Annotated in this window: 19 protein-coding genes; 15 read left to right on the top strand and 4 right to left on the bottom strand. The window is 64.6% G+C overall.

Annotated features, from left to right (window positions below; all coding sequences use genetic code 11):
- Positions 1 to 206 precede the first annotated feature (206 nt).
- A complete protein-coding gene (locus ORS3428_RS21275; RefSeq protein ID WP_071100296.1) occupies positions 207 to 1,364 on the bottom strand; it encodes a fumarylacetoacetate hydrolase family protein in 1,158 nt (385 codons plus the stop codon).
- 418 nt (positions 1,365 to 1,782) lie between these two features.
- Here ORS3428_RS21275 and ORS3428_RS21270 point away from each other — a divergent pair, with 418 nt between their 5' ends.
- The 6 genes from ORS3428_RS21270 (at position 1,783) to ORS3428_RS21245 (ending at position 7,905) form a co-directional block, all read left to right on the top strand.
- Positions 1,783 to 3,066 carry an NAD(P)/FAD-dependent oxidoreductase gene (locus ORS3428_RS21270; protein WP_071100211.1) on the top strand — a complete coding sequence of 428 codons (1,284 nt, stop codon included), beginning with the start codon at positions 1,783 to 1,785 and terminating at the stop codon, positions 3,064 to 3,066.
- A 110-nt stretch (positions 3,067 to 3,176) separates the two neighbouring features.
- On the top strand, positions 3,177 to 4,064 hold the full coding sequence (locus ORS3428_RS21265) for an ABC transporter permease (protein WP_071100210.1): 888 nt from the start codon (positions 3,177 to 3,179) through the stop codon (positions 4,062 to 4,064).
- Positions 4,061 to 4,888, top strand: coding sequence for an ABC transporter permease (locus ORS3428_RS21260; RefSeq protein WP_071100209.1), 828 nt, complete (start codon positions 4,061 to 4,063; stop codon positions 4,886 to 4,888). Before ORS3428_RS21265 ends, ORS3428_RS21260 begins: the two co-directional genes overlap by 4 nt.
- A gap of 27 nt (positions 4,889 to 4,915) precedes the next feature.
- Positions 4,916 to 5,986 carry an ABC transporter substrate-binding protein gene (locus tag ORS3428_RS21255; protein ID WP_071100208.1) on the top strand — a complete coding sequence of 357 codons (1,071 nt, stop codon included), beginning with the start codon at positions 4,916 to 4,918 and terminating at the stop codon, positions 5,984 to 5,986.
- 181 nt (positions 5,987 to 6,167) lie between these two features.
- Positions 6,168 to 6,776 (top strand): cupin domain-containing protein, encoded by a 609-nt coding sequence (locus ORS3428_RS21250; protein WP_071100207.1) that lies wholly within the window; start codon positions 6,168 to 6,170, stop codon positions 6,774 to 6,776.
- 61 nt (positions 6,777 to 6,837) lie between these two features.
- On the top strand, positions 6,838 to 7,905 hold the full coding sequence (locus tag ORS3428_RS21245) for an ABC transporter ATP-binding protein (protein ID WP_443136865.1): 1,068 nt from the start codon (positions 6,838 to 6,840) through the stop codon (positions 7,903 to 7,905).
- Positions 7,906 to 7,923: 18 nt separating this feature from the next.
- Here the strand turns inward: ORS3428_RS21245 and ORS3428_RS21240 are convergent, their stop codons facing one another.
- Positions 7,924 to 8,625, bottom strand: a complete 702-nt coding sequence (locus ORS3428_RS21240) for a GntR family transcriptional regulator (RefSeq protein WP_083355233.1) — start codon at positions 8,623 to 8,625, stop codon at positions 7,924 to 7,926.
- A 190-nt stretch (positions 8,626 to 8,815) separates the two neighbouring features.
- On the opposite strand from ORS3428_RS21240, the gene ORS3428_RS21235 reads away from it, so the two are divergent.
- The 9 genes from ORS3428_RS21235 (at position 8,816) to ORS3428_RS21195 (ending at position 17,916) form a co-directional block, all read left to right on the top strand.
- Entirely contained in the window at positions 8,816 to 9,856 is a 1,041-nt protein-coding gene (locus ORS3428_RS21235; RefSeq protein ID WP_071100205.1) for an ABC transporter substrate-binding protein, read from the top strand.
- 59 nt (positions 9,857 to 9,915) lie between these two features.
- Complete coding sequence (locus ORS3428_RS21230) at positions 9,916 to 10,998, top strand: ABC transporter ATP-binding protein (protein WP_071100294.1); 1,083 nt, start codon at positions 9,916 to 9,918, stop codon at positions 10,996 to 10,998.
- Entirely contained in the window at positions 10,995 to 11,918 is a 924-nt protein-coding gene (locus ORS3428_RS21225) for an ABC transporter permease (protein WP_071100204.1), read from the top strand. Before ORS3428_RS21230 ends, ORS3428_RS21225 begins: the two co-directional genes overlap by 4 nt.
- A complete protein-coding gene (locus ORS3428_RS21220; protein ID WP_071100203.1) occupies positions 11,915 to 12,715 on the top strand; it encodes an ABC transporter permease in 801 nt (266 codons plus the stop codon). The genes ORS3428_RS21225 and ORS3428_RS21220 overlap by 4 nt, the downstream gene beginning before the upstream one ends.
- Positions 12,716 to 12,738: 23 nt before the next feature.
- The gene (ggt, locus tag ORS3428_RS21215) at positions 12,739 to 14,325 is read left to right on the top strand and encodes a gamma-glutamyltransferase (protein WP_071100202.1); all 1,587 of its coding nucleotides are present in this window, start codon (positions 12,739 to 12,741) and stop codon (positions 14,323 to 14,325) included.
- Between the two features lie 51 nt (positions 14,326 to 14,376).
- Complete coding sequence (locus ORS3428_RS21210; RefSeq protein ID WP_071100201.1) at positions 14,377 to 15,906, top strand: acyl--CoA ligase; 1,530 nt, start codon at positions 14,377 to 14,379, stop codon at positions 15,904 to 15,906.
- Positions 15,906 to 16,886 (top strand): 2-dehydropantoate 2-reductase, encoded by a 981-nt coding sequence (locus ORS3428_RS21205; protein ID WP_071100200.1) that lies wholly within the window; start codon positions 15,906 to 15,908, stop codon positions 16,884 to 16,886. The genes ORS3428_RS21210 and ORS3428_RS21205 overlap by 1 nt, the downstream gene beginning before the upstream one ends.
- A gap of 105 nt (positions 16,887 to 16,991) precedes the next feature.
- Positions 16,992 to 17,345, top strand: a complete 354-nt coding sequence (locus ORS3428_RS21200; protein ID WP_071100199.1) for a nuclear transport factor 2 family protein — start codon at positions 16,992 to 16,994, stop codon at positions 17,343 to 17,345.
- A 220-nt stretch (positions 17,346 to 17,565) separates the two neighbouring features.
- On the top strand, positions 17,566 to 17,916 hold the full coding sequence (locus tag ORS3428_RS21195) for an ArsC family reductase (protein ID WP_108723114.1): 351 nt from the start codon (positions 17,566 to 17,568) through the stop codon (positions 17,914 to 17,916).
- A gap of 210 nt (positions 17,917 to 18,126) precedes the next feature.
- Here ORS3428_RS21195 and ORS3428_RS21190 read toward each other — a convergent pair whose 3' ends face one another.
- Both ORS3428_RS21190 and ORS3428_RS21185 read right to left on the bottom strand, forming a co-directional pair.
- Positions 18,127 to 18,483 carry a DUF488 domain-containing protein gene (locus ORS3428_RS21190; RefSeq protein ID WP_071100197.1) on the bottom strand — a complete coding sequence of 119 codons (357 nt, stop codon included), beginning with the start codon at positions 18,481 to 18,483 and terminating at the stop codon, positions 18,127 to 18,129.
- An 8-nt stretch (positions 18,484 to 18,491) separates the two neighbouring features.
- Positions 18,492 to 19,748 (bottom strand): aminopeptidase, encoded by a 1,257-nt coding sequence (locus ORS3428_RS21185; protein ID WP_071100196.1) that lies wholly within the window; start codon positions 19,746 to 19,748, stop codon positions 18,492 to 18,494.
- Between the last annotated feature and the right edge of the window lie 21 nt (positions 19,749 to 19,769).

Below are 19,769 nucleotides of genomic sequence, written 5' to 3'. Positions count from 1 at the left end.
TGCCGGCGCCCACCGGATGCTTTAGAGCATTCCCTTTTTGTGCCGCTGGCAAGCCTCCATCGCCAATGGACGTTGGCGCAGCGGCGCACGCCATCAGCAATCCCATCAGATTGCATCAGTTCGGGTGCTATTTTCTCGGGCACGCGGCGTCGTCAGCCCGTCAACCTGCGTCGATGGGCGTTGGACAACGTCGCCTTGGTGTGGTGCTAGATCAGACCGGCCTTGGCGAGGTCGCGCATGAGATGGCTGGCGCCATAGGTCCAGTGCGGGCAATCCGGCGACAGGCGCACGCGGTTGACGAGCGCGCCAAGCTTCTCCGACGTGATGGTGACGATGTCGCCCACCTTGTGGGTAAAGCCCTTGCCCTTCTCGCCGCGATCCTTCGACGGCACGAACATGGTGCCGAGATAGAGCGCCACCCCGTCCGGATACTGGTGATGCGGCCCCATCGCGGCCTTGACCAGCTCTTCCGGCGAGCGGCTGATCTCGGCCATCGAGCTCGCCCCCTCCAGCGAGAAACCGTCCTCGCCCTCGACGCTGAGCCGCACCGTGGCGCGCTTCACGTCGGCGATGGAGAAAGTCTCGTCGAACAGCCGGATGAAGGGGCCKAGCGACGCCGAGGCGTTGTTGTCCTTGGCCTTGCCGAGCAGTAGCGCCGAGCGCCCCTCAACGTCGCGCAGATTGACGTCGTTGCCGAGCGTGGCGCCGACGATGCGGCCGCTGCTGTCGGCAATCATGGCGATCTCCGGCTCCGGATTGTTCCAGGTGGAGACGGGGTGCAGGCCGACATCGGCGCCGAAGCCGACCGAGGCCATCGGCTGGCATTTGGTGAAGATCTCGGCGTCGGGACCTATGCCCACTTCCAGATATTGGGACCAGACACCGCGCTGGATAAGCTTGGCCTTGATCTCCATCGCTTCCGGCGAGCCGGGCTTCAGCTTCGAGAGGTCATGGCCGATCAGTCCGGCGATGTCGGCGCGGATGGCGTCGGCCTTTTCGGCAGAGCCGCGTGCCTGCTCCTCGATGACGCGCTCGAGCAGGCTGACGACGAAGGTGACGCCTGAGGCCTTCACCGCCTGCAAGTCGATCGGTGAAAGCAGGATCGGCTTTTTTGCATCGCGCCCGGCCTCGAAGCTGTTGGCTGCGATGTCCTCCAGGGAGCCGATCGCCTTGCCCTTGGCCGAGCGCACATAACCGGCCGGATCCTTCATCTCGCAGAGGTCGCGCACGGTGGGTGCTGTGCTCGACGTGATGTCGATCACTTGGCCGTCCCGCACCGTGACCACCAGCGGATGGGATGCTTCGCTGGTCCTGGCGCGGCCGATGAAAAGGCCCTCGGCGGGCAGGCGGGTTAGGTCGGTCATGGTCTTGTTTCCTCTCGATTGGCTGATTGGCCTGCCGCTCCCGGTCGATTGATCGGGCGGCATCCTCCGTGGGGGCGCAATCTCAACAAATTCCTCCCAAAGGTCCACCCCGGTTGACGCCTTTGGTTGAGGCAGATGGTTGAGGCAGATCGCCGACGTCCGCGCTGCCCCTTACCTTACTGTGAAGAACGGGGAGAGGGGGTCGCCAGCCTTCCTTCTTCCTTTCGCTATACGGGGAGAAGGTGCCGGCAGGCGGATGAGGGGCGGCTGACCTCRGGAAATTGGCTGCCGGCGTGCACTCGATTGGTGATCACTGGGCCTAGATCGAGTGTCCCCGTGTCCCAACRACGAAGCGATCTTTCAAGTTCATGAAATCAGCGATAGGATTTTCACGAAGCTCCCGCGCCTCAGGTGACCCTTGCCCGCAGCCTTTTCCGACCCGATCTGGCGGAAACCCGACACAGCCCCCGCCTTCCGATCCGAGCTATCGGCAGGCGGCATCCTCGACGCGGTCATTGTCGGCGGCGGCATCATGGGCCTGTCGACCGCGCTGCACGCGGCGCGCACGGGTCTTTCAATTCAGGTGCTGGACGCCGGAGCGATCGGGCAGGGCGCGTCCGGGCTCAATGGCGGCCAGGTCATTCCCGGCCTCAAATACGATCCGGAATGGCTGATCGAGCATTTCGGCAGGGAGCGCGGCGAGGCCTTGGTCGACTTCGCCGCCTCGACGGCAGATGCGGTGTTCGATCTCATCCGCGACGAAAAGCTGGCCGTGCCGTTCACGCGCAATGGCTGGATCCAGGCCGTCCACACCGAGACCGCTTTGACCGCGGCAGCGAACCGAGATCGCCAATGGYGCGCGCGCGGCGCAGACGTCAAGCTGCTCGACCGGGCCGAAATCGCGGCGATGACTGGCGCCAAGGGCTATCTCGGCGGCTGGCTCGACCGCCGCGCCGGCGTCATCGACCCGCTGTCCTACACGATGGAACTGGCGCGTGTTGCCGCGGCTGCGGGCGCGAAGATCGCGGAGCGGCAGAAGGTGGTGAAGCTTACCAAAGAGGCTGGCCTCTGGCGGGTTTCGACCGAAGCCGGCGCCGAACTGCGCGCAAAGTCGGTCGTGCTCGCCACCAATGCCTATACGGACGGCCTGCTGCCCGGCCTCGCCCGGACGATCGTGCCGCTGCATTCCTTCCAGGTCGCCACCGCCCCGCTGCCGACCGAGCTAGCCGCCGGCATTCTGCCCGGCGGTCAGGCGGTGTCGGATTCGCGCCGCATCCTCGTCTACTATCGCAAGAGCGCCGACGGCCGGCTGGTGCTCGGCGGTCGCGGCCGCATGGCGCTGCCGTCAGGCGCCGCGGACTGGGCGCATCTCGAACGCGCGCTCATTCGTCTCTATCCCGCGCTTGCCGGCGTCGCGATCGAGAAACGCTGGTTCGGCCGCGTGGCGATGACACCGGATCATCTCCCGCATCTGCATGAGCCGGAAAAGGGACTGCTTGCCGTCGTCGGCTGCCAGGGCAGGGGCGTCGGGTTGATGAGTGCACTCGGCAAGCGCATGGCAAGTTACCTCGCAGGCGGCGATGCCAGGCAATTGCCTTTCCCGCTTTCGCCGATGCGGCCGATTCCCTTCCACGCCTTTCGCCAGGTCGGCGTCGCCGCCGCGATCACCTGGTACCGGATGCTCGACGCGTTCGAGCGCTGAGGCCGTCGCCGACGTTGCGGCGCACAAGCGATTCTGCTTGACAGTTTCATAGATATGAAAAATCATTAGTTGATTTCAAAAATCCGATGGGCGGTCCCATAGGCAGTCCGATGTCGACCATCGTTGCAGCGCGGCCATCGCCGGAATCCCGCATCTCGCCGGTCTTCCGCTTCGCCATGCTGCTGCCGGGCGGGCTGGTCACCTTCTTCCTCATACTATTCGCGCTTGGACTGGTGCTGTTCCTTGCCTTCAGGAGCAATGACGGATCGCTGCTCGGCGCCGGTCTGACGGTCGCAAATTTCGTCACCGTGGCCACCGACCCGCTCTACTGGACGGTGACGCTGCGCTCGTTGGTCATCGCCGGCCTGGTGACGCWGGCAACCGTCGTCACCGCCTATCCGGTCGCCTACTACCTCGCCTTCCATGCCGGGCGGCGGCGCAATCTGCTGCTTTTCCTGGTCACGCTGCCCTTCTGGACCAGCTATCTTTTGCGCGTCTTCGCCTGGAAGATCGTGCTTGCCTATAACGGCGTGCTGAACTCGGCCTTCATCGAAAGCGGCCTCTGGTCGGAGCCGACACTGGCGTTCTTGAACACCCCGGCGGCCGTTGTAGTCACGCTTGCCCACGCCTATGCGCCCTTCGCCATCCTGCCTATCTACGTGGCATTGGACACGATCCCGAAATCGCTGCTCGAGGCCGCCTCCGATCTCGGTGCGCGGCCCTTCACATCGTTCCGCCGCGTCGTTCTGCCCAATTCGATGCCGGGCGTCCTGGCGGCGGCGCTGGTCGTCTTCGTGCCGACCGTCGGCGATTATGTCACGCCGGCCATGGTCGGCGGTCCGGCCAGCACCATGATTGGGTCGCTGATCCAGTCTCAGTTCGGCAAGGCCAATGACTGGCCGTTCGGCGCCGCGCTGTCCGTCTGCGTCATGCTGGTCATCCTGTGCGTGGTTCTTCTTGCCCGCGCGGCCGACCGCAGATTTGGCAGCCGCACATGAGCGCGGCGCGCACAGAGGCAAATGCAGGCGGCCGCTGGCTCGGCTTGTATGTGCTGGCCTATCTCGTCTTCCTCTATCTGCCGATCCTGCTGATACCGCTGTTTTCCTTCAACGATTCCATCCAGGCAGCATTTCCGCTGCAGGGTTTTACGCTCGGTTGGTATGAGACGCTCTACGGCAACCCGGCGCTGTCCGGCGCTTTGGCCAACAGCCTGGTCATCGGCGTTATCGCCGCTTCCGGTGCGACGCTCTGCGGCATCACCGTTTCCTATATGGACCTCTACGGTCGCTCGCCGCTCGCCGCCACCATATGCGCCGTCGCCCGCCTGCCGATCCTGATCCCCGGCGTCATCGTCGGCATATCGCTCTTGATCCTGGTCAACCTCATCGGCCTCGGCCCGTCGCGCGTCGCAATCGTGCTCGGCCACATCCTCGTCGCGCTGCCGACGACGGTGGTGGTTATGCGCAGCCGCTTCGCCGCTATCCCTAAGACGATCCGCGAGGCGGCGCTCGATCTCGGCGCCTCCGACTGGACGACTTTCCGGCGCGTCATGCTGCCGCTCAGCCTGCCGGCCGTGCTCTCGGCCTTCATGCTCGCCTTCTTGATCTCCTTCGACGAATTTATCGTCGTCTTCTTCCTCGCCGGCACCGAGCCGACGCTGCCGCTTTACATCTGGAGCCAGCTGCGCTTCCCGCGCTCGCTGCCGATCGTCATGGCGCTCGGAACCGTGATCCTCAGCGTGTCCTTCATCATCGCCGGCCTCGCCGAAATTCTGCGCCATCGCGGCCTTGGGACGGCCCGTCGCGCAGCCATGCCAGCCTGAACCACAACAAAGAAGAGGAGAACAAAAATGACATTCCACCTGAAATCGATCACCGGACATAGGGCCCGGGCCGGCCTTGCCGCGCTGGCTCTCGCCCTGTCGTCGACCGTCGCCTTGGCCGCCGACAAGCTGCAATACTTCACCTGGTCGGGCTACGAACTGCCGGACTTCAACAAGAGCTTCCTTGCCGCGCATCCGGACGGCGTCGAGGCGACGATCTTCGGCGACGACGACGACGCCTTCACCAAGGTCAAGGCCGGTTTCCGGCCCGATATCGCGCATCCCTGCTACGACAAGGTGGCGCGCTGGAACAAGGAAGGCCTGCTGCAGCCGATCGACACCAAACGCATCAAGAACTGGGATTCGATCTTCCCGGTGTTCAAGAACCTACCCGACCTGCAGGCCGGCGACGGCAAGGTCTGGATGGTGCCGTGGGACTGGGGCAACACCTCGATCCTTTACCGCACCGACCTGGTGAAGAATCCCGAGGCAAGCTGGAAGCTTCTGTGGGACAAGCAATATGCCGGCCGCATGGCGACCATCGACGCCGTCCATGACACGCCGATCGTCGCAGCGCTTCTGGCGGGCGTAAACCCCTTCGATATGACGCCGGAGCAGATGGACAAGGTGGCGGAAAAGCTGCGCGAGCAGCGGCCGCTGCTTTCGAGCTACACCACCGACATGACTTCGGTCGAACAAGCGCTGGCCAGTGGCCAGTTGGTCGCGGCCATGACCTGGAACGCGTCGGCCACCTCGCTGAAGAAACAAGGTGTCCCGGTGGAGTTCATGAAGCCGAAGGAGGGCATGCTCACCTGGGCCTGCGGCTTCGTTATGCTGAAGGACGCCAAGAACGTCGATCTTGCCTATGACTTCATCAACAGCCGGCTCGACGCCGACTCGGGCAAGTATCTGATCCAGTCCTACGGCTATGGCAGCTCGCTTTCGACCGCCTTCGCCGGCGTGTCGAAGGAGGAACTGGCCAAGCTGCAGCTGCCCTCGGATCCGGAAGTGATGCTGAAGAGCACCATCTTCACCGGACCGATGAAGCAGAATGACGACTTCGCCAAGATGTTCGAGAAGGTGAAGGCCGGCGGCTGAGCGGCGCAACCCGCCTTCTCCCCTTGTGGGAGAAGGTGGCCGCGCAGCGGCCGGATGAGGGGTGTTCCAGGGAAAGCCGGCGTCTCACTCCGCTGGAACACCCCTCATCCGTCTCGGCGCTGCGCGCCGATCCACCTTCTCCCACAGGGGGAGAAGGGAAAAGGCAAACGAGGACCAATGCATGGATGTCTTTGACGAAGCGGCCGAAAGGCAGAAGGACGATGYCGATATACGCGTCGGCCGGCGGGTGCGGGCGCTGAGGCTCGAGCGCAAACTGTCGCTGGCCGAGCTTGCGGCCAAGGCCGGCATCTCCATCGGCGCGCTCAGCCAGATCGAGCGCGGCAAGTCCTCGCTGCGTGTCAAGGTGATCTGGCCGCTGGCCGCCGCCCTCGACATCGAACCATCCGCGCTGATCACCGACGGCGACGAAGCGGTCAACGACCTCTATTGCGTGCGCGCCGACAAGCGGCGCTCGATCCCGGTGAAATCCGAGGGCATCGCCAAGGCGCTGCTGTCGCCGCCAGCCGCGACGCTCACCGGCATGCTGGTGACCGTCGAGGCCGGCGGCGGCACGGCGGAAGCCTACGCCCATGCCGGTCATGAATTCGGCTTCGTGCTCTCAGGCGAGGTCGAGCTGGTGGTGGACGCCACGACTTACCTGCTCAAGGCCGGCGACAGCTTCGCCTTCAAGAGCACGCTGCTGCACGCCTTCCGCAATCCCGGCGCCGAGCGCTGCCAGATCCTCTGGGTCAACACCACCAAGCCCTCCGAGGTGCGCGATGGCGCCTGACGCCAAGCAATCCCAAAAAGAGCGGGAAGCGGTTTTCCGTCCGGAATTGYGGGAAGCATTGGTGCGGCTGGACAAGGTCTCGAAGATTTTTCCGGGCGGCGTGGTCGGCCTCGATGCCGTCGACCTCGACATCGCCGCCGGCGAATTCCTGACCCTGCTCGGTCCCTCCGGCTGCGGCAAGACGACGAGCCTTCGGGTCATAGCCGGCTTCGAGAGCCCGACCAGCGGTGGTGTTCTGCTCGAGGGTCGAGATATCACCGGCTTGAGGCCCTTCGACCGGCCGGTCAACACGGTCTTTCAAGATTACGCGCTGTTCCCGCACATGGATGTGGCGGCGAATGTCRGCTTCGGCCTATCGCTGCGCAAACTGTCCGGCACCGAGCAGGCCAAGCGCGTCGGCGAAGCGCTCGAGATGGTCGGRCTGACCGACAAGCTCGACGCCCGCATCTCCGAGCTTTCCGGCGGCCAGCGCCAGCGCGTTGCGCTCGCCCGCGCCATTGTCTGCGAGCCGCGCGTGCTTTTGCTCGACGAGCCGCTGTCGGCGCTCGATGCGCATCTGCGCGAACAGATGCAGGTGGAGCTGAAGCGCCTGCAGTCGCGGCTAGGCACCACTTTCGTCATGGTCACCCACGACCAGACAGAGGCGCTGTCGATCTCCGATCGCATTGTCGTCATGAACAAGGGCCGCATCGAGCAGATCGCGCCGCCGGCGACGCTCTACGACCGACCCGCGACGCGCTTCGTCGCTTCCTTCATCGGGACGATGAATCTCTTGCAGGCACGCTATGTCGGCCGCGACGGCGAGCGCCTGCGCTTCGCCGCCGACGCGCTGCCGCTGGAGGCTGTCTCGGACGGCAGCGAGACGCCGGCCGCCGGCGATACGCGCACGATCGGCGTGCGCCCGGAAGATCTGCTCGCAGGCACAGAAGCCGCCGACGGCACAGCGCCGGCACGCGTAAGCGGCATCGTCTTTCACGGCCGCACGCTTCGGCTCCACGCCGAGCTCGGGCAGGGGATCTCGATCGTCATCGATGCGCCGCGCCGCGCCGACGGTTTCCAGTTCAGTGTCGGCGATGTCGCGCATATCAGCCTGCGGCGCGGCGCCAGCTGCCCAATGCTGTCCAGCTGATCCGGTAGAGAGTCGGGCTCAGGACGCCTTGGCGAAAAATCCCTGGTAGTCGGATTTCGCCTGCAGCAGGCGCAGGATGTTTTCGCGCGAGCCGCGCACATGCGCGCGGGCGCGCTCGCCGGCAAGCGCGACGTCGCCGGCGCAGATCGCATCGACGATGCCGGTATGCTCCTCGCGGGTGAGCTTCCACTCGTCCAGCCACAGAAGCTCCGCCCAGACATATTGCTGGCACTTGTCGAGTATGCCGCAGAGCATGCCGCATAGCATTTCGTTGCCGCTCATTTCGGCGATCACCCGGTGCAGATCGATGCCGACCTGCAATTCCTCGAATTTTTCCCTCGTGCTGCGGTCGGGGATCGCCGCCAGCCGCTCGCATTCGGCAAGCATTTCGCGCAGCTTCGCCTTGTCGGCCGCGGTCGCATTGGCCGCGGCCAGTTCGGTCGCACGCCCGTCGAGCAGTTCGCGGATGTCGAAGGCCTCGCGGAACATGGTCAGGTTGAATTCGGCAACCACATAGYCCTGGCGCGGACGCCCGATCACCAGGCCGTCGCGCTCGAGCCGGTTGAAGGCCTCACGCACCGGCGTGYGGCTCACCTTCAGGCGCTCGGCGATCTCGTTTTCGGTCACGCGGCCGCCGGGCGGCATCTGGCCGGTGATGATCATCGCCTTCAGCGACTCGAACACGGAGTCGCGCAGCGTGTTTTTCCGTTCCTTGCTCAAGCGTCCCGCCTCCAACGGTACCRTCATGGATTCGCAGTCTAGCCGACGCCTCGATTTCCCGCCGCGAAAAAACGCCTGCACGGATCACGGCCCATGTTGACATCGGCCAGCAGCTGATTACACTCAAAATTGTATACAAATTCGCATACCAAATCAACGATAACGGGAACACCGGTTGGAGAAGCGAAAAATGACGAAGAGACTTTGCATTCACGGCCTGGCCATCGCCGGCCTGCTGGCCTCGGTTGCCGTGCCGGCATCGGCCGCCGACACCATCACCGTCGCCTCGTGGGGCGGCACCTATCAGGAGGCGCAGACCAAGGCCTTCTTCGATCCGACGGCCAAGGAACTCGGCATCACCATCAAGCAGGACACCACTARCGGCCTCGACGATGTGCGCCTGCAGGTCATAGGCAATGCGGTCAAATGGGACATCACCGAGCTTGGCGCCGACGAATGCGCGCGCGGGTCAAAAGAAGGCCTGTTCGAGAAGCTCGACTACAACATCATCGACAAGAGCGGCATCAACCCGAAGCTCGTCCATGACGACTGGGTGGGCATTTCCTACACCTCCGTCGTGCTGATCTACCGTACGGATGTTTTCGGCGACAAGGGACCGAAGACCTGGGCTGACTTCTGGAACGTCGAGAAGTTCCCGGGYCGTCGCGCGCTTTCCGGCAGCCAGTCGACCGAGACGCTGAGCGTCGCCGCGCTCGCCAAGGGCACACCGATTGACAAGGTCTATCCGGTGGACATCGACGGCGCGCTGCAATCCGTTGACAAGATCCGCGGCCATATCGACGCCTGGTGGACTTCCGGYGCGCAGGCCATGCAACTCGTCAAGGACGGCGAGGTCGATATGGCGAGCATCTGGAACGGCCGCGCCGGCACATTGAGGAAAGAAGGGGCGCCCGTGAGCTTCTCGTTTGACCAGGGGGTTCTCACCGCTGACTGCATGGTCATCCCGAAGGGMTCGAAGAACAAGGACCTCGCCATGAAGGCGCTGRCCAAGTTTGTCAGCCCGGACCTCCAGGCCAACCTGCCGCTCTATGTCGACAACGGCCCCGCCAACGAGAAGGCCTTCGAGACCGGCAAGATCCCGCCGGAGCGCATAAAGGACATCAACTCCTCGYCCGAGAACGTCAAGAAGCAGGTTCTTCAGGACCCCGAATTCTGGCGCGACAACCTCGTCGAGGCGACCGAAAAATTCAACAACCTGATCCAGCAGTAACGGCTGCGTCGGAGCGGCGCGCCGAGGCGTCGCTCCGCTACCGACAAAAGGAGATGCTCTTGTCTCTTGCGCCGTCCGCGCTTCCAATCGGCATTCACGGCATCGAGAAGCGCTTCGGCGCGCTCTCCATCCTCAGCGATCTCAGCCTCGATGTCGCGGCGGGTGAATTCCTGACGCTGCTCGGCCCGTCCGGGTCAGGAAAGACGACGCTCTTGATGATCCTGGCCGGTTTCGTGCGGGCCAATTCCGGCTCGATCAAGGTCGGCGGCGAAGAGATCATCACCGTGCCGCCGCACAAGCGCAACATCGGCATGGTGTTCCAGAACTATGCGCTCTTTCCCCACATGAACGTCTTCCACAACGTCGCCTTCCCGCTGAAGCAGCGGCGCGTTTCGGCGGCCGATACAAGGCAGCGGGTGGAGAATGCGCTCGACCTCGTGCGCCTGCAGGGGCTGGGCGAGCGCCGGGTGGACCAGCTCTCCGGCGGCCAGCGCCAGCGCGTGGCCTTGGCTCGCGCCATCGTCTTCGAGCCGCGCATCGTGCTGATGGACGAGCCGCTGTCGGCGCTGGACAAGGGCTTGCGCGAGCATATGCAGATCGAGTTGCGCAATCTGCACCGCCGGCTCGGCATGACGACGGTCTACGTCACCCACGACCAGCGCGAGGCGATCACCATGTCGGACCGCATCGCGGTCATGAATGCCGGCCGCATCGAGCAGATCGATCAGCCCGAGGCGCTCTACGCCAGGCCGAAGACCAAGTTCGTCGCCGGCTTCATCGGCGAATCCAACTTCATCCCTGTCGAATGCCGCGATGGCAGCGTCTGGTATGAGGGAAGCAGGCTGCGCATGAATGATCCGGCGCCGACCACCGGCCGGCATCTGATGGTGGTGCGGCCGGAGAAGCTGCGGCTTATCACCGATGCGGAACAGGCGGGCAACGTCAACGCACTGCCGGCAACCGTTGGCGACGTCATCTATCAGGGCGACAGCTTCATCTGCTACGCGACGCTTCTTGGAGGTCGGCAGATGACGCTGCGCGATTATTGCCGCTCCGACGTGCTGGCGAAACTTCCGGCGCCGGGCGAGCCGATCACGCTCGGCATCGACGCGCATGATGTCGTGCTGGTGGCGGATCAATGAGTGTCGGGTCCGCCAGCCTTGACCATGCCGGCAGGCCGGACGGCGCGCTGAACGCCGATGCGCTGCGCGCCGATGCAAGGCGGCAGGCGCTGGGACTTCTGGCGCTGCTGTCGCCCGGGCTGTTCCTTGTCTTCGCCGTCATCATCGTGCCGATCGGCTGGCTGTTCTGGCTCTCGCTCTTCGACGAGACCGGCCAACTCAGCCTCGCCAACTATGCGCGCTTCTTCGAGCAGGCGTCCTACATCAAGACCTTCGCCACCACCTTCAAGGTGGCCTTCGTCGTCACCGGCGCCTGCGTGCTGTTCGGCTACCCGCTGGCTTACATGCTGTCGCAACTGCCGCGCCGCGCCGCCTCGATCTGCCTGATCTTCGTCATCCTGCCGTTCTGGACATCGGTTCTGGTGCGCACCTATGCCTGGCTGGTCATCCTGCAGCGCAAGGGCCTGATCAACAACTGGTTGATCGATCTGGGCGTGATCGGCCAGCCGCTGCCGCTCGCCAACAACTTCGCCGGCGTCGTCATCGGCATGACCCACATCATGCTGCCGTTTCTGGTGCTGCCGCTCTACGCCTCGATGAAGACGATCGACACCGACTGCCTGCGCGCAGGCATGAATCTCGGCGCCAGCCCGGCAGCCACCTTCCGGCAGATCTTCTTCCCGCTGTCGCTGCCCGGCCTGGCGTCAGGCGTCGTCATCGTCTTCGTGCTCTGCCTCGGCTTCTTCGTCACGCCGGCGCTGATGGGCGGCGGCAAGGTCATCATGTGGGCGATGCGCATGGAGCAGGCTACCAGCCTCTATTCCAACTGGGGCGCGGGTGCTGCGCTCGGCGTCGTTCTGCTCGCCGTCACGCTGGCCCTGCTCGGCCTGTTCCAGCGGCTGCTCGGCGCGCGCGCCACCGGCGTCTGGAGCCAGCGATGAGTGCGGAAAACAGCCTGCCGATCACGCATTGGCAACGCCTCTGGCTCTATCTACTCGGCGGCCTCGTCATGCTGTTCCTGATCGCCCCGTCGGTGATCATCGTCATCATGTCTTTCTCCGGTTCGACGCTGCTGCAGTTCCCGCCCGAGCAATGGTCGCTGCGCTGGTACGAAAGCTATTTCGGATCCGTCGAATGGCGCGACGCGACCATCGTCTCGGTCAAGGTGGCGGTGATGACGGCGATCGTGGCAACGCCGCTCGGCACCGCCGCCGCTTACACCATCAATGCCGGCACGCTGCGGCTGACCGGCGCCATCAACGCGCTGCTTACGGCGTCGCTGATCATCCCCGTCATCCTGATCGGCATCGGCACCTTCTTTCTCTACGCGCGCATCGGCCTCAACAACACGCTGACCGGCCTCGTGATCGCCCACACGGTGCAGGCGCTTCCGCTGGTCGTGCTCACCGYCCTGTCGGGGCTGCGCTCCTACGACATGAACCAGGAGATGGTGGCGCGCAGCCTCGGCRCCGGCCGCTTCGCTGCCTTCTTCCAGGTGACCATGCCGCAGCTGCGCTTCTCGATCGTCTCCGGCGCGCTATTTGCTTTCATCACCTCCTTCGACGAGGTGGTGGTCTCGCTATTCATTTCGGGCGGCGACACCACGACGCTGACGCGCCGCATGTTCAATGCGCTGCGCGATCAGATCGACCCGACGATTGCCGCCATTTCGACTTGTCTGATCGTGCTATCGATCGTCTTGTTGTCCGCCGCTCAGCTTTTCGGCCGCGGACGTTGAATAGAGGGATATCCAATACCAGCATGCGTGATTTCCAGTTCCCAGGCCGCTCGCCGATCCGCGCCRCGGAAGCCATGGCCGCGACCTCGCATCCGCTGGCCACACTTGCCGCCATCGACATGYTGCGCTCCGGCGGCAATGCCATGGACGCGGCCRTCTGCGCGGCGGCCGTGCAGGCCGTGGTCGAGCCGCAATCGACCGGCATCGGCGGTGACTGCTTCGTGCTCTACTGCCCGAAAGGCGAAGGCAAGGTGCTCGCCTTCAACGGTTCGGGCCGCGCGCCTAAGGCTGCCACGGTCGACTGGTATCTGGAGAAGGGCTTCAGCGAGTTGCCCAAGCAAGGCGCCCACGCGGTCACCGTTCCCGGCGCCGTGGATGCCTGGTGCCGGCTGCTGCAAGACCATGGTCGCAAGGGGATCGCCGACGCGCTCGCTCCGGCCATCCGCTATGCCGAAGAAGGCTATGTCGTGCACGACCGCGTCGCCTTCGATTGGGCGGACCCGGAAACCGATCTGTCGGCCGACGAGGTGGCGTCGCGAATCTTCCTGCCGGGCGGCAAACCGCCGAGCGCCGGCGACATCCATCGCCAGCCGGAACTCGCCGAGACGCTGCGCATCATCGCAAAAAAAGGCCGCGCCGGCTTTTATGAAGGCAAAGTCGCGGAGGATATCGTCGGGCGGCTCCGCCAGCTCGGCGGCCTTCATACACTGGACGATTTCGCTGCAACGGAGGGCGACTACAAGACGGCGGTAAGTACCTCCTATCGCGGCTACGATATCCACCAGATGCCGCCCAACAACCAGGGCCTGACTGCGCTCCTGATGTTGAACATGCTCTCCGGCTTCGATCTCGGCGCGCTCGATCCGAATGGCGCAGAGCGCCTGCATCTGGAGATCGAGGCCGGCCGGCTGGCCTACCGGGATCGCGACAACCTGCTTGCCGACCAGGACCATGTCGCGGTGCCGGTGAAGGAACTTCTGTCCAAAGCCTATGCCGACCGGCTGCGCGCCGAGATCGACCCAGAGTGCGCCATGACGCATTTGCCGCCGGTCGATTTGCCGGGCAGCGACACGGTCTACATCACCGTCGTCGACCGCGACCGCAATGCGGTGAGCTTCATCAACTCGACCTACTATTCCTTCGGCAGCGGCGTCGTCGGCCCGAAGACCGGCGTCGTGCTGCAGAACCGCGGCACCAGCTTTCGGCTCGACCCGAAACATCCGAACGCAATAGCGCCGGGCAAGCGGCCGCTGCACACGATCATGCCGGGCATGATGACCAGGAACGGCCGCGCGGTGATGCCGTTCGGCGTCATGGGCGGCGGCTACCAGCCCTTCGGCCATGTGCATCTTTTGACCAATATGATCGACTTCGGCATGGACCCGCAGCAGGCGCTGGACGCGCCGCGCGTGTTCTACAACCACGACGTCGTAGAGGCAGAGCGAAGYGTCCATGCCGACGCAGTGGCGGGCCTGCGTCGAAGGGGGCATCAGGTGGTGGAACCCGATCATCCGCTTGGCGGCGGGCAGACCGTGCTCATCGATTGGGAAAAAGGCACGCTGACCGGCGCCTCCGATCCGCGCAAGGACGGGCTGGCGCTCGGCTATTGAGCAGGCTGTTGCTGGACATCCGCCGATCGTTCGAAACATAGTCTGGGAACCATGACCAAAAACGAAACTTCCATCGATCTTGCCCATCGCCTTGCCCCCGGTGATGAAGGCGCGCCGGCAATCCTGGCGCCCGACCGGACAGTGCTTTCCCATGCCGGGCTGCGCCGGCTGATCCATGGGACTGCTGCCCGGCTGAACGCGCTCGGTGTCGGCCGGGGCGACCGGGTGGCAATCGTGCTGCCCAATGGTCCGGAAATGGCGACCGCCTTCATCGCGGTGGCGGCAGCCGCTTCCACCGCGCCGCTCAATCCGGCCTACCGCGCCGACGAGCTCGACTTTTATCTGAGCGACATCGGCGTGAAGGCGATCCTTGTCGGCAAGGGCGAGGACGGCCCGGCGGTCGAGGTTGCGAAGCGTCTCGGCATCCCTGTGCTGCGTCTGATCGTGCCGGCCGGCGCGCCGGCCGGCGTGTTCACGATCGAGGGCGATCCGGTCGGTCCGCCTGCTTCGTCGGGCCTGGCGGAGGACAGCGACACCGCACTTCTCCTGCACACCTCAGGCACCACCTCGCGCCCAAAGCTGGTGCCACTCAGCCACGCCAACCTTGCCGCTTCGGCCGCGCATATCGGCGCGACGCTCGGTCTGACTTCCGCCGACCGCTGCCTCAACATCATGCCGCTGTTTCACATACACGGGCTGATCGCGGCGGTGCTCTCCTCGCTCGCCGCCGGCGGCAGTGTCTTCTGCACGCCTGGCTTCAACGCGCTGYGCTTCTTCCATTGGCTCGGCGAAGCGAAACCCACCTGGTACACCGCGGTGCCCACCATGCATCAGGCGATCCTGCCGCGCGCCGCGCGCAATCCCGAGCAAGTCGCCGAAGCAAATCTGCGCTTCATCCGCTCGTCTTCCGCATCCCTGCCGGCGCAGGTTATGGCCGAGCTGGAGGCGACCTTCGGCTGCCCCGTGATCGAAGCCTATGGTATGACCGAGGCCGCRCATCAGATGGCGTCGAACCGCCTGCCGCCCGGCCGGCGCAAGCCCGGCAGCGTCGGGGCGGCGGCCGGACCGGAAGTCGCCGTCATGGCGCCGGACGGACGGCTGCTCAAGGCCGGCGAGATCGGTGAGATCGTCATCCGCGGCCCGAACGTAACCGCCGGCTATGAGAAGAACCCCGATGCCAACGCCAGCGCCTTCGCCCATGGCTGGTTCCACACCGGCGACCAGGGCGTGCTCGACGAGGACAATTACCTGCGCGTCACCGGCCGGCTGAAGGAGATCATCAATCGCGGCGGCGAAAAAATCTCGCCGCTCGAGGTGGACGGCGTGCTGATGGACCATCCGGCCGTGGCGCAGGTCGTCACCTTCGCCATGCCGCATGACAAGCTTGGCGAGGAGGTCGCGGCCGCGATCGTGCTGCGCGAAGGCCAGAGTGCCAGCGAGGCCGACATTCGCACCTTCGCCGCGACGCGGCTCGCCGACTTCAAGGTACCGCGCAAGGTGGTGATCCTGGACGAGATCCCGAAGGGCGCGACCGGCAAGCTGCAGCGCATCGGCMTCGCCGCCAAGCTCGGTCTCGGCTGATGCGCATCACCGTCTTCGGCGCCGGCGCGATCGGCGRCTATCTCGCTGCCAAGCTGGCGATCGCGGGCTCGGTCGACCTGTCGATCGTGGCGCGTGGCGCGCATCTCGAAGCGATCAAGGCAAACGGACTTCGCCTGATTGAGGACGGCAAGGAAACAGTAGCTTCGGTGAGGGCGACGGCACGGGCCGGGGAGCTTGGCGAGCAGGACTATGTCGTGCTGGCGCTGAAGGCGCATTCGCTGGCGCCGGCTCTTCAAGAAATCGCGCCGCTGTTGGGCGCGCGGACGGCCGTCGTCACCATGCAGAACGGCGTGCCCTGGTGGTATTTCTACAAGGCCGGCGGTGCGCTTGAAGGCACGCGGCTTACCGCGGTCGATCCTGCCGGAAGGATCTGGGAGCGCATGGGGCCGGAACGCGTTATCGGCTCCGTCGTCTATCCGGCCGTCGAGGTCGACGCGCCCGGCCTGATCCGTCATGTCGAGGGCACGCGCTTTTCGCTCGGCGAACCTTCGGGCGAGAAGAGCGACCGTGTCGCAGCACTCGCGCGCGAACTGGTCAAGGCCGGGCTGCAGGCGCCGGTCCGCGAGGACATCCGTAGCGAAATCTGGGTCAAGCTCTGGGGCAACCTCTCCTTCAATCCGATCTCGGCGCTGACCGGCAGCACGCTTGCGGCAATCGTCGCCGACGAAGGCACGCGCGCCGTCGCCCGCACCATGATGCTGGAGGCGCAGGCGATCGGCGAGAGCCTCGGCGTACGCTTTCTCATCCCTGTCGACCGGCGCATCAAGGGCGCCGGCGATGTCGGCGAGCACAAGACCTCGATGCTGCAGGATCTGGAGCGTGGCCGCCCGATGGAGATCGACGCGCTGGTCACGGCCGTGCAGGAACTCGGTCGCCTGACCGGCCAGCCGACGCCGACCATCGACAGCGTGCTGGCGCTGGTGCGGCGGCTCGCAACAGAGCGCGGGTGTTATCGGTAAGACAATCCATCCCTCCTGACACGGATTGTCAGCTACCGGCAGGCCGGCGGTGGGCGGCGAGTATGTGGCGCCCTACTTGGTGTCCGTCTGAACAGGGAGGAAATCATGACCATCGCCGAAATTGCCAAGGATTTCACCGAACTCCTCAAGCGGGGCGACAGCCACAGCGCTGCCGCGAAATACAATGCCGACGACATCGTCAGCTACGAAGCGATGGAAGGRCCGATGGCCGTCTGCAACGGCAAGGAAGCCGTCAAGCAGAAGGGCRAATGGTGGGAAGCGAACCATGAGGTTCACGGCGGCTCGGTCGAGGGCCCGTATGTCAATGGCGACCAATTCGCATTGCGCTTCACCTTTGACGTGACGCCCAAATCTACCGGCGAACGCGTCAAAATGGATGAGGTTGGCCTCTATACGGTCAAGAACGGCAAGATTAGCGAAGAGCGCTTCTATTATTGAAGCCGCAGTAAGACCACCCTCTGCATGTCGGCCGGGACGATACCCGGCCGCCATGTGATCCATCTCAAATCGTCGTCACATCGGCGAGCTGGTCGAGCGCCGYGCCCCGGCCGTCGAAGAAGCCCATCTTGGCAAGCGGAATTTCTGTCGATCCGCTGGCAATGGAAAAGCGGTGATTCTAGGGTGCCGGCGAATCCAAAGCCCGCCCGAGGAGCATCTCTTGACGATCACAATGTACGGCATCACCACCTGCGACACGATCAAGAAGGCGCGCGTCTGGCTGGAGAGCCGTGACGTTCCCTACCGCTTCCACGACTACCGGGCCGAAGGGATCGAGGCGGGAAGACTGAATGGCTGGGTCGGCAAGGTCGGCTGGGAAAAACTGCTCAACAAGGCAAGCACCACTTTCCGCGAGCTGCCGGAGAAGGACAGGCAAGCGCTCGACGAGAAGAAGGCCAAGGCGCTGATGCTCGCCAAACCGACGATGATCAAGCGCCCGGTGCTGGAGGTCGGCGACCGCATCCTGGTTGGGTTCAAGCCGGAGACTTATGAGGAGGCGGTTGGTGGGTAGGAGGCAAGCTTCCTACGCCGCATTCCTTCGCGCCCCCCTCTGTCCTGCCGGACATCTCCCCCACAAGGGGTGAGATTGGCAGTTTCCGCGTCCCGCTCATTCTACAACGTTGGAGATTGGCGAAAGCCGGCATAACGGCTGATCTCCCCCCAAGTGGGGGAGATGTCCGGTAGGACAGGGGGGGGCGCTGTCCCGCCGGCGTCTCAATGCTTACGCATGCGTTTGCAAATATCCCATCAGCGCCACCGCATTGTTGTGCGCCTCGTCATGCGCGCCGTAGAGCAGCGTCACCTTGCCTTCGCCAAGCAGGCCGCGCAGTTGCGCCACCGCGTCCTCGTTGCGGTCGAGCTCGGCGCGATACCGCTTCTGGAATTCGGCCCAGCGCTCGGGATCATGCCCGAACCATTTGCGCAGCTCGTCGCTCGGCGCGATCTCCTTCAGCCAGAGCGCAAGCGCCGCGTCCGCCTTGCTGACGCCGCGCGGCCAGACGCGGTCGACCAGCACCCGCTGGCCGTCGCTGTTCTCCGGCGCTTCGTAGACGCGCTTTACCGCTATGTCCAAGCTCATCACGCCTCTCAGGCCCACTCGCCCTTGCGCATCACCGGCACGCGGCTGCCGTCCTTGCCGACGCCGTCGATGTCGACCTTGGCCGAGCCGATCATCCAGTCGATATGGATGAAGCTCCTGTTGCCGCCGCGCTGCGCGATCTCGTCCTGGCTCAGCGAGGCGCCGTTGACGAAGCACTTCGAATAGCATTGGCCGAGCGCGATGTGGCAGGCGGCGTTCTCGTCGAACAGCGTGTTGAAGAACAGCAATCCGCTCTTCGAGATTGGCGAGGAATGCGGCACCAGCGCCACCTCGCCGAGGCGGCGCGCGCCCTCGTCGGTGTCGAGCACCTTCTTCAACACGTCCTCGCCCTTCGATGCTTTGGCCTCGACGATCCGCCCGCCCTCGAAGCGCACCGAGATCTCGTCGATCAGCGTGCCCTGGTAGGAAAGCGGCTTGGTCGATGTAACATGACCCTCGACGCGCCAGGCATGCGGCGTGGTGAAGACTTCCTCCGTCGGGATGTTTGGGTTGCAGGTGATGCCGTTCTTCGCCGTCGAGGCGCCACCCATCCACTCATGGCCTTCCGCCAGTCCGACGGTCAGGTCGGTGCCCGGCCCGGTAAAATGCAGCGCATGGAAATTGTGGTCGTTCAGCCAGCTCGTACGCTCGGCCAAAGTGGCGTTATGCGCCTTCCAGTTGCCGATCGGGTCCTCGACGTCCACGCGCGAGGCCGAGAAGATGGCATCGGCGAGCTTGGCCACCGCAACATCGTCGGGCTCGCCCGGAAACACTTGGCGAGCCCAGGCAAGATCCGGATAGGCGACGATGTTCCAGTTGATGTCGAAGCCGGTGATCTTCTCCAGCGCCGGCTGGTAGGCCATCGAGTTCGCCTTGTTGGCGCGCGCAACCTTGGCCGGGTCCTGTGCGGAAAGCAGCGACGGGTCCTCGCCGCGCACCGCAAGCCGCGCCGCGTTGTTGGAGAAGGCTTTCGCCATGCCTTCATAGAGCCAGCCGGCGGCGCGGTCGAAGCCGGCATCGGCGCCATAGCGGAAGCGCGCCAGCGTGATCTCGTCGTCGTTGAAGATCGGCGTCACCAGCCCGGCGCCAGCCTTGTAGGCGTGTTCGACGATACGCCGCGTCAGCGGCAGCGCCGCGATCGACGATGTCAACACCAGATCCTGTCCCGGCTGCAGCTGCAGGCCGACCTTGACGGCGACCTCAGCCAGCCTGTCGAGCTTCACCGGGTCGATCGTTGCTGAGACGCCGCGCGAATGTGTGGTCATGATCGTGACTGCCGTTGTGTT

The organism is Mesorhizobium sp. ORS 3428, from assembly GCF_001854785.1.
In the GTDB taxonomy this organism is placed as follows: domain Bacteria; phylum Pseudomonadota; class Alphaproteobacteria; order Rhizobiales; family Rhizobiaceae; genus Mesorhizobium.
Note: the sequence above shows the minus strand (reverse complement) of the source record. Positions and strands in the feature narration are given on the sequence as shown.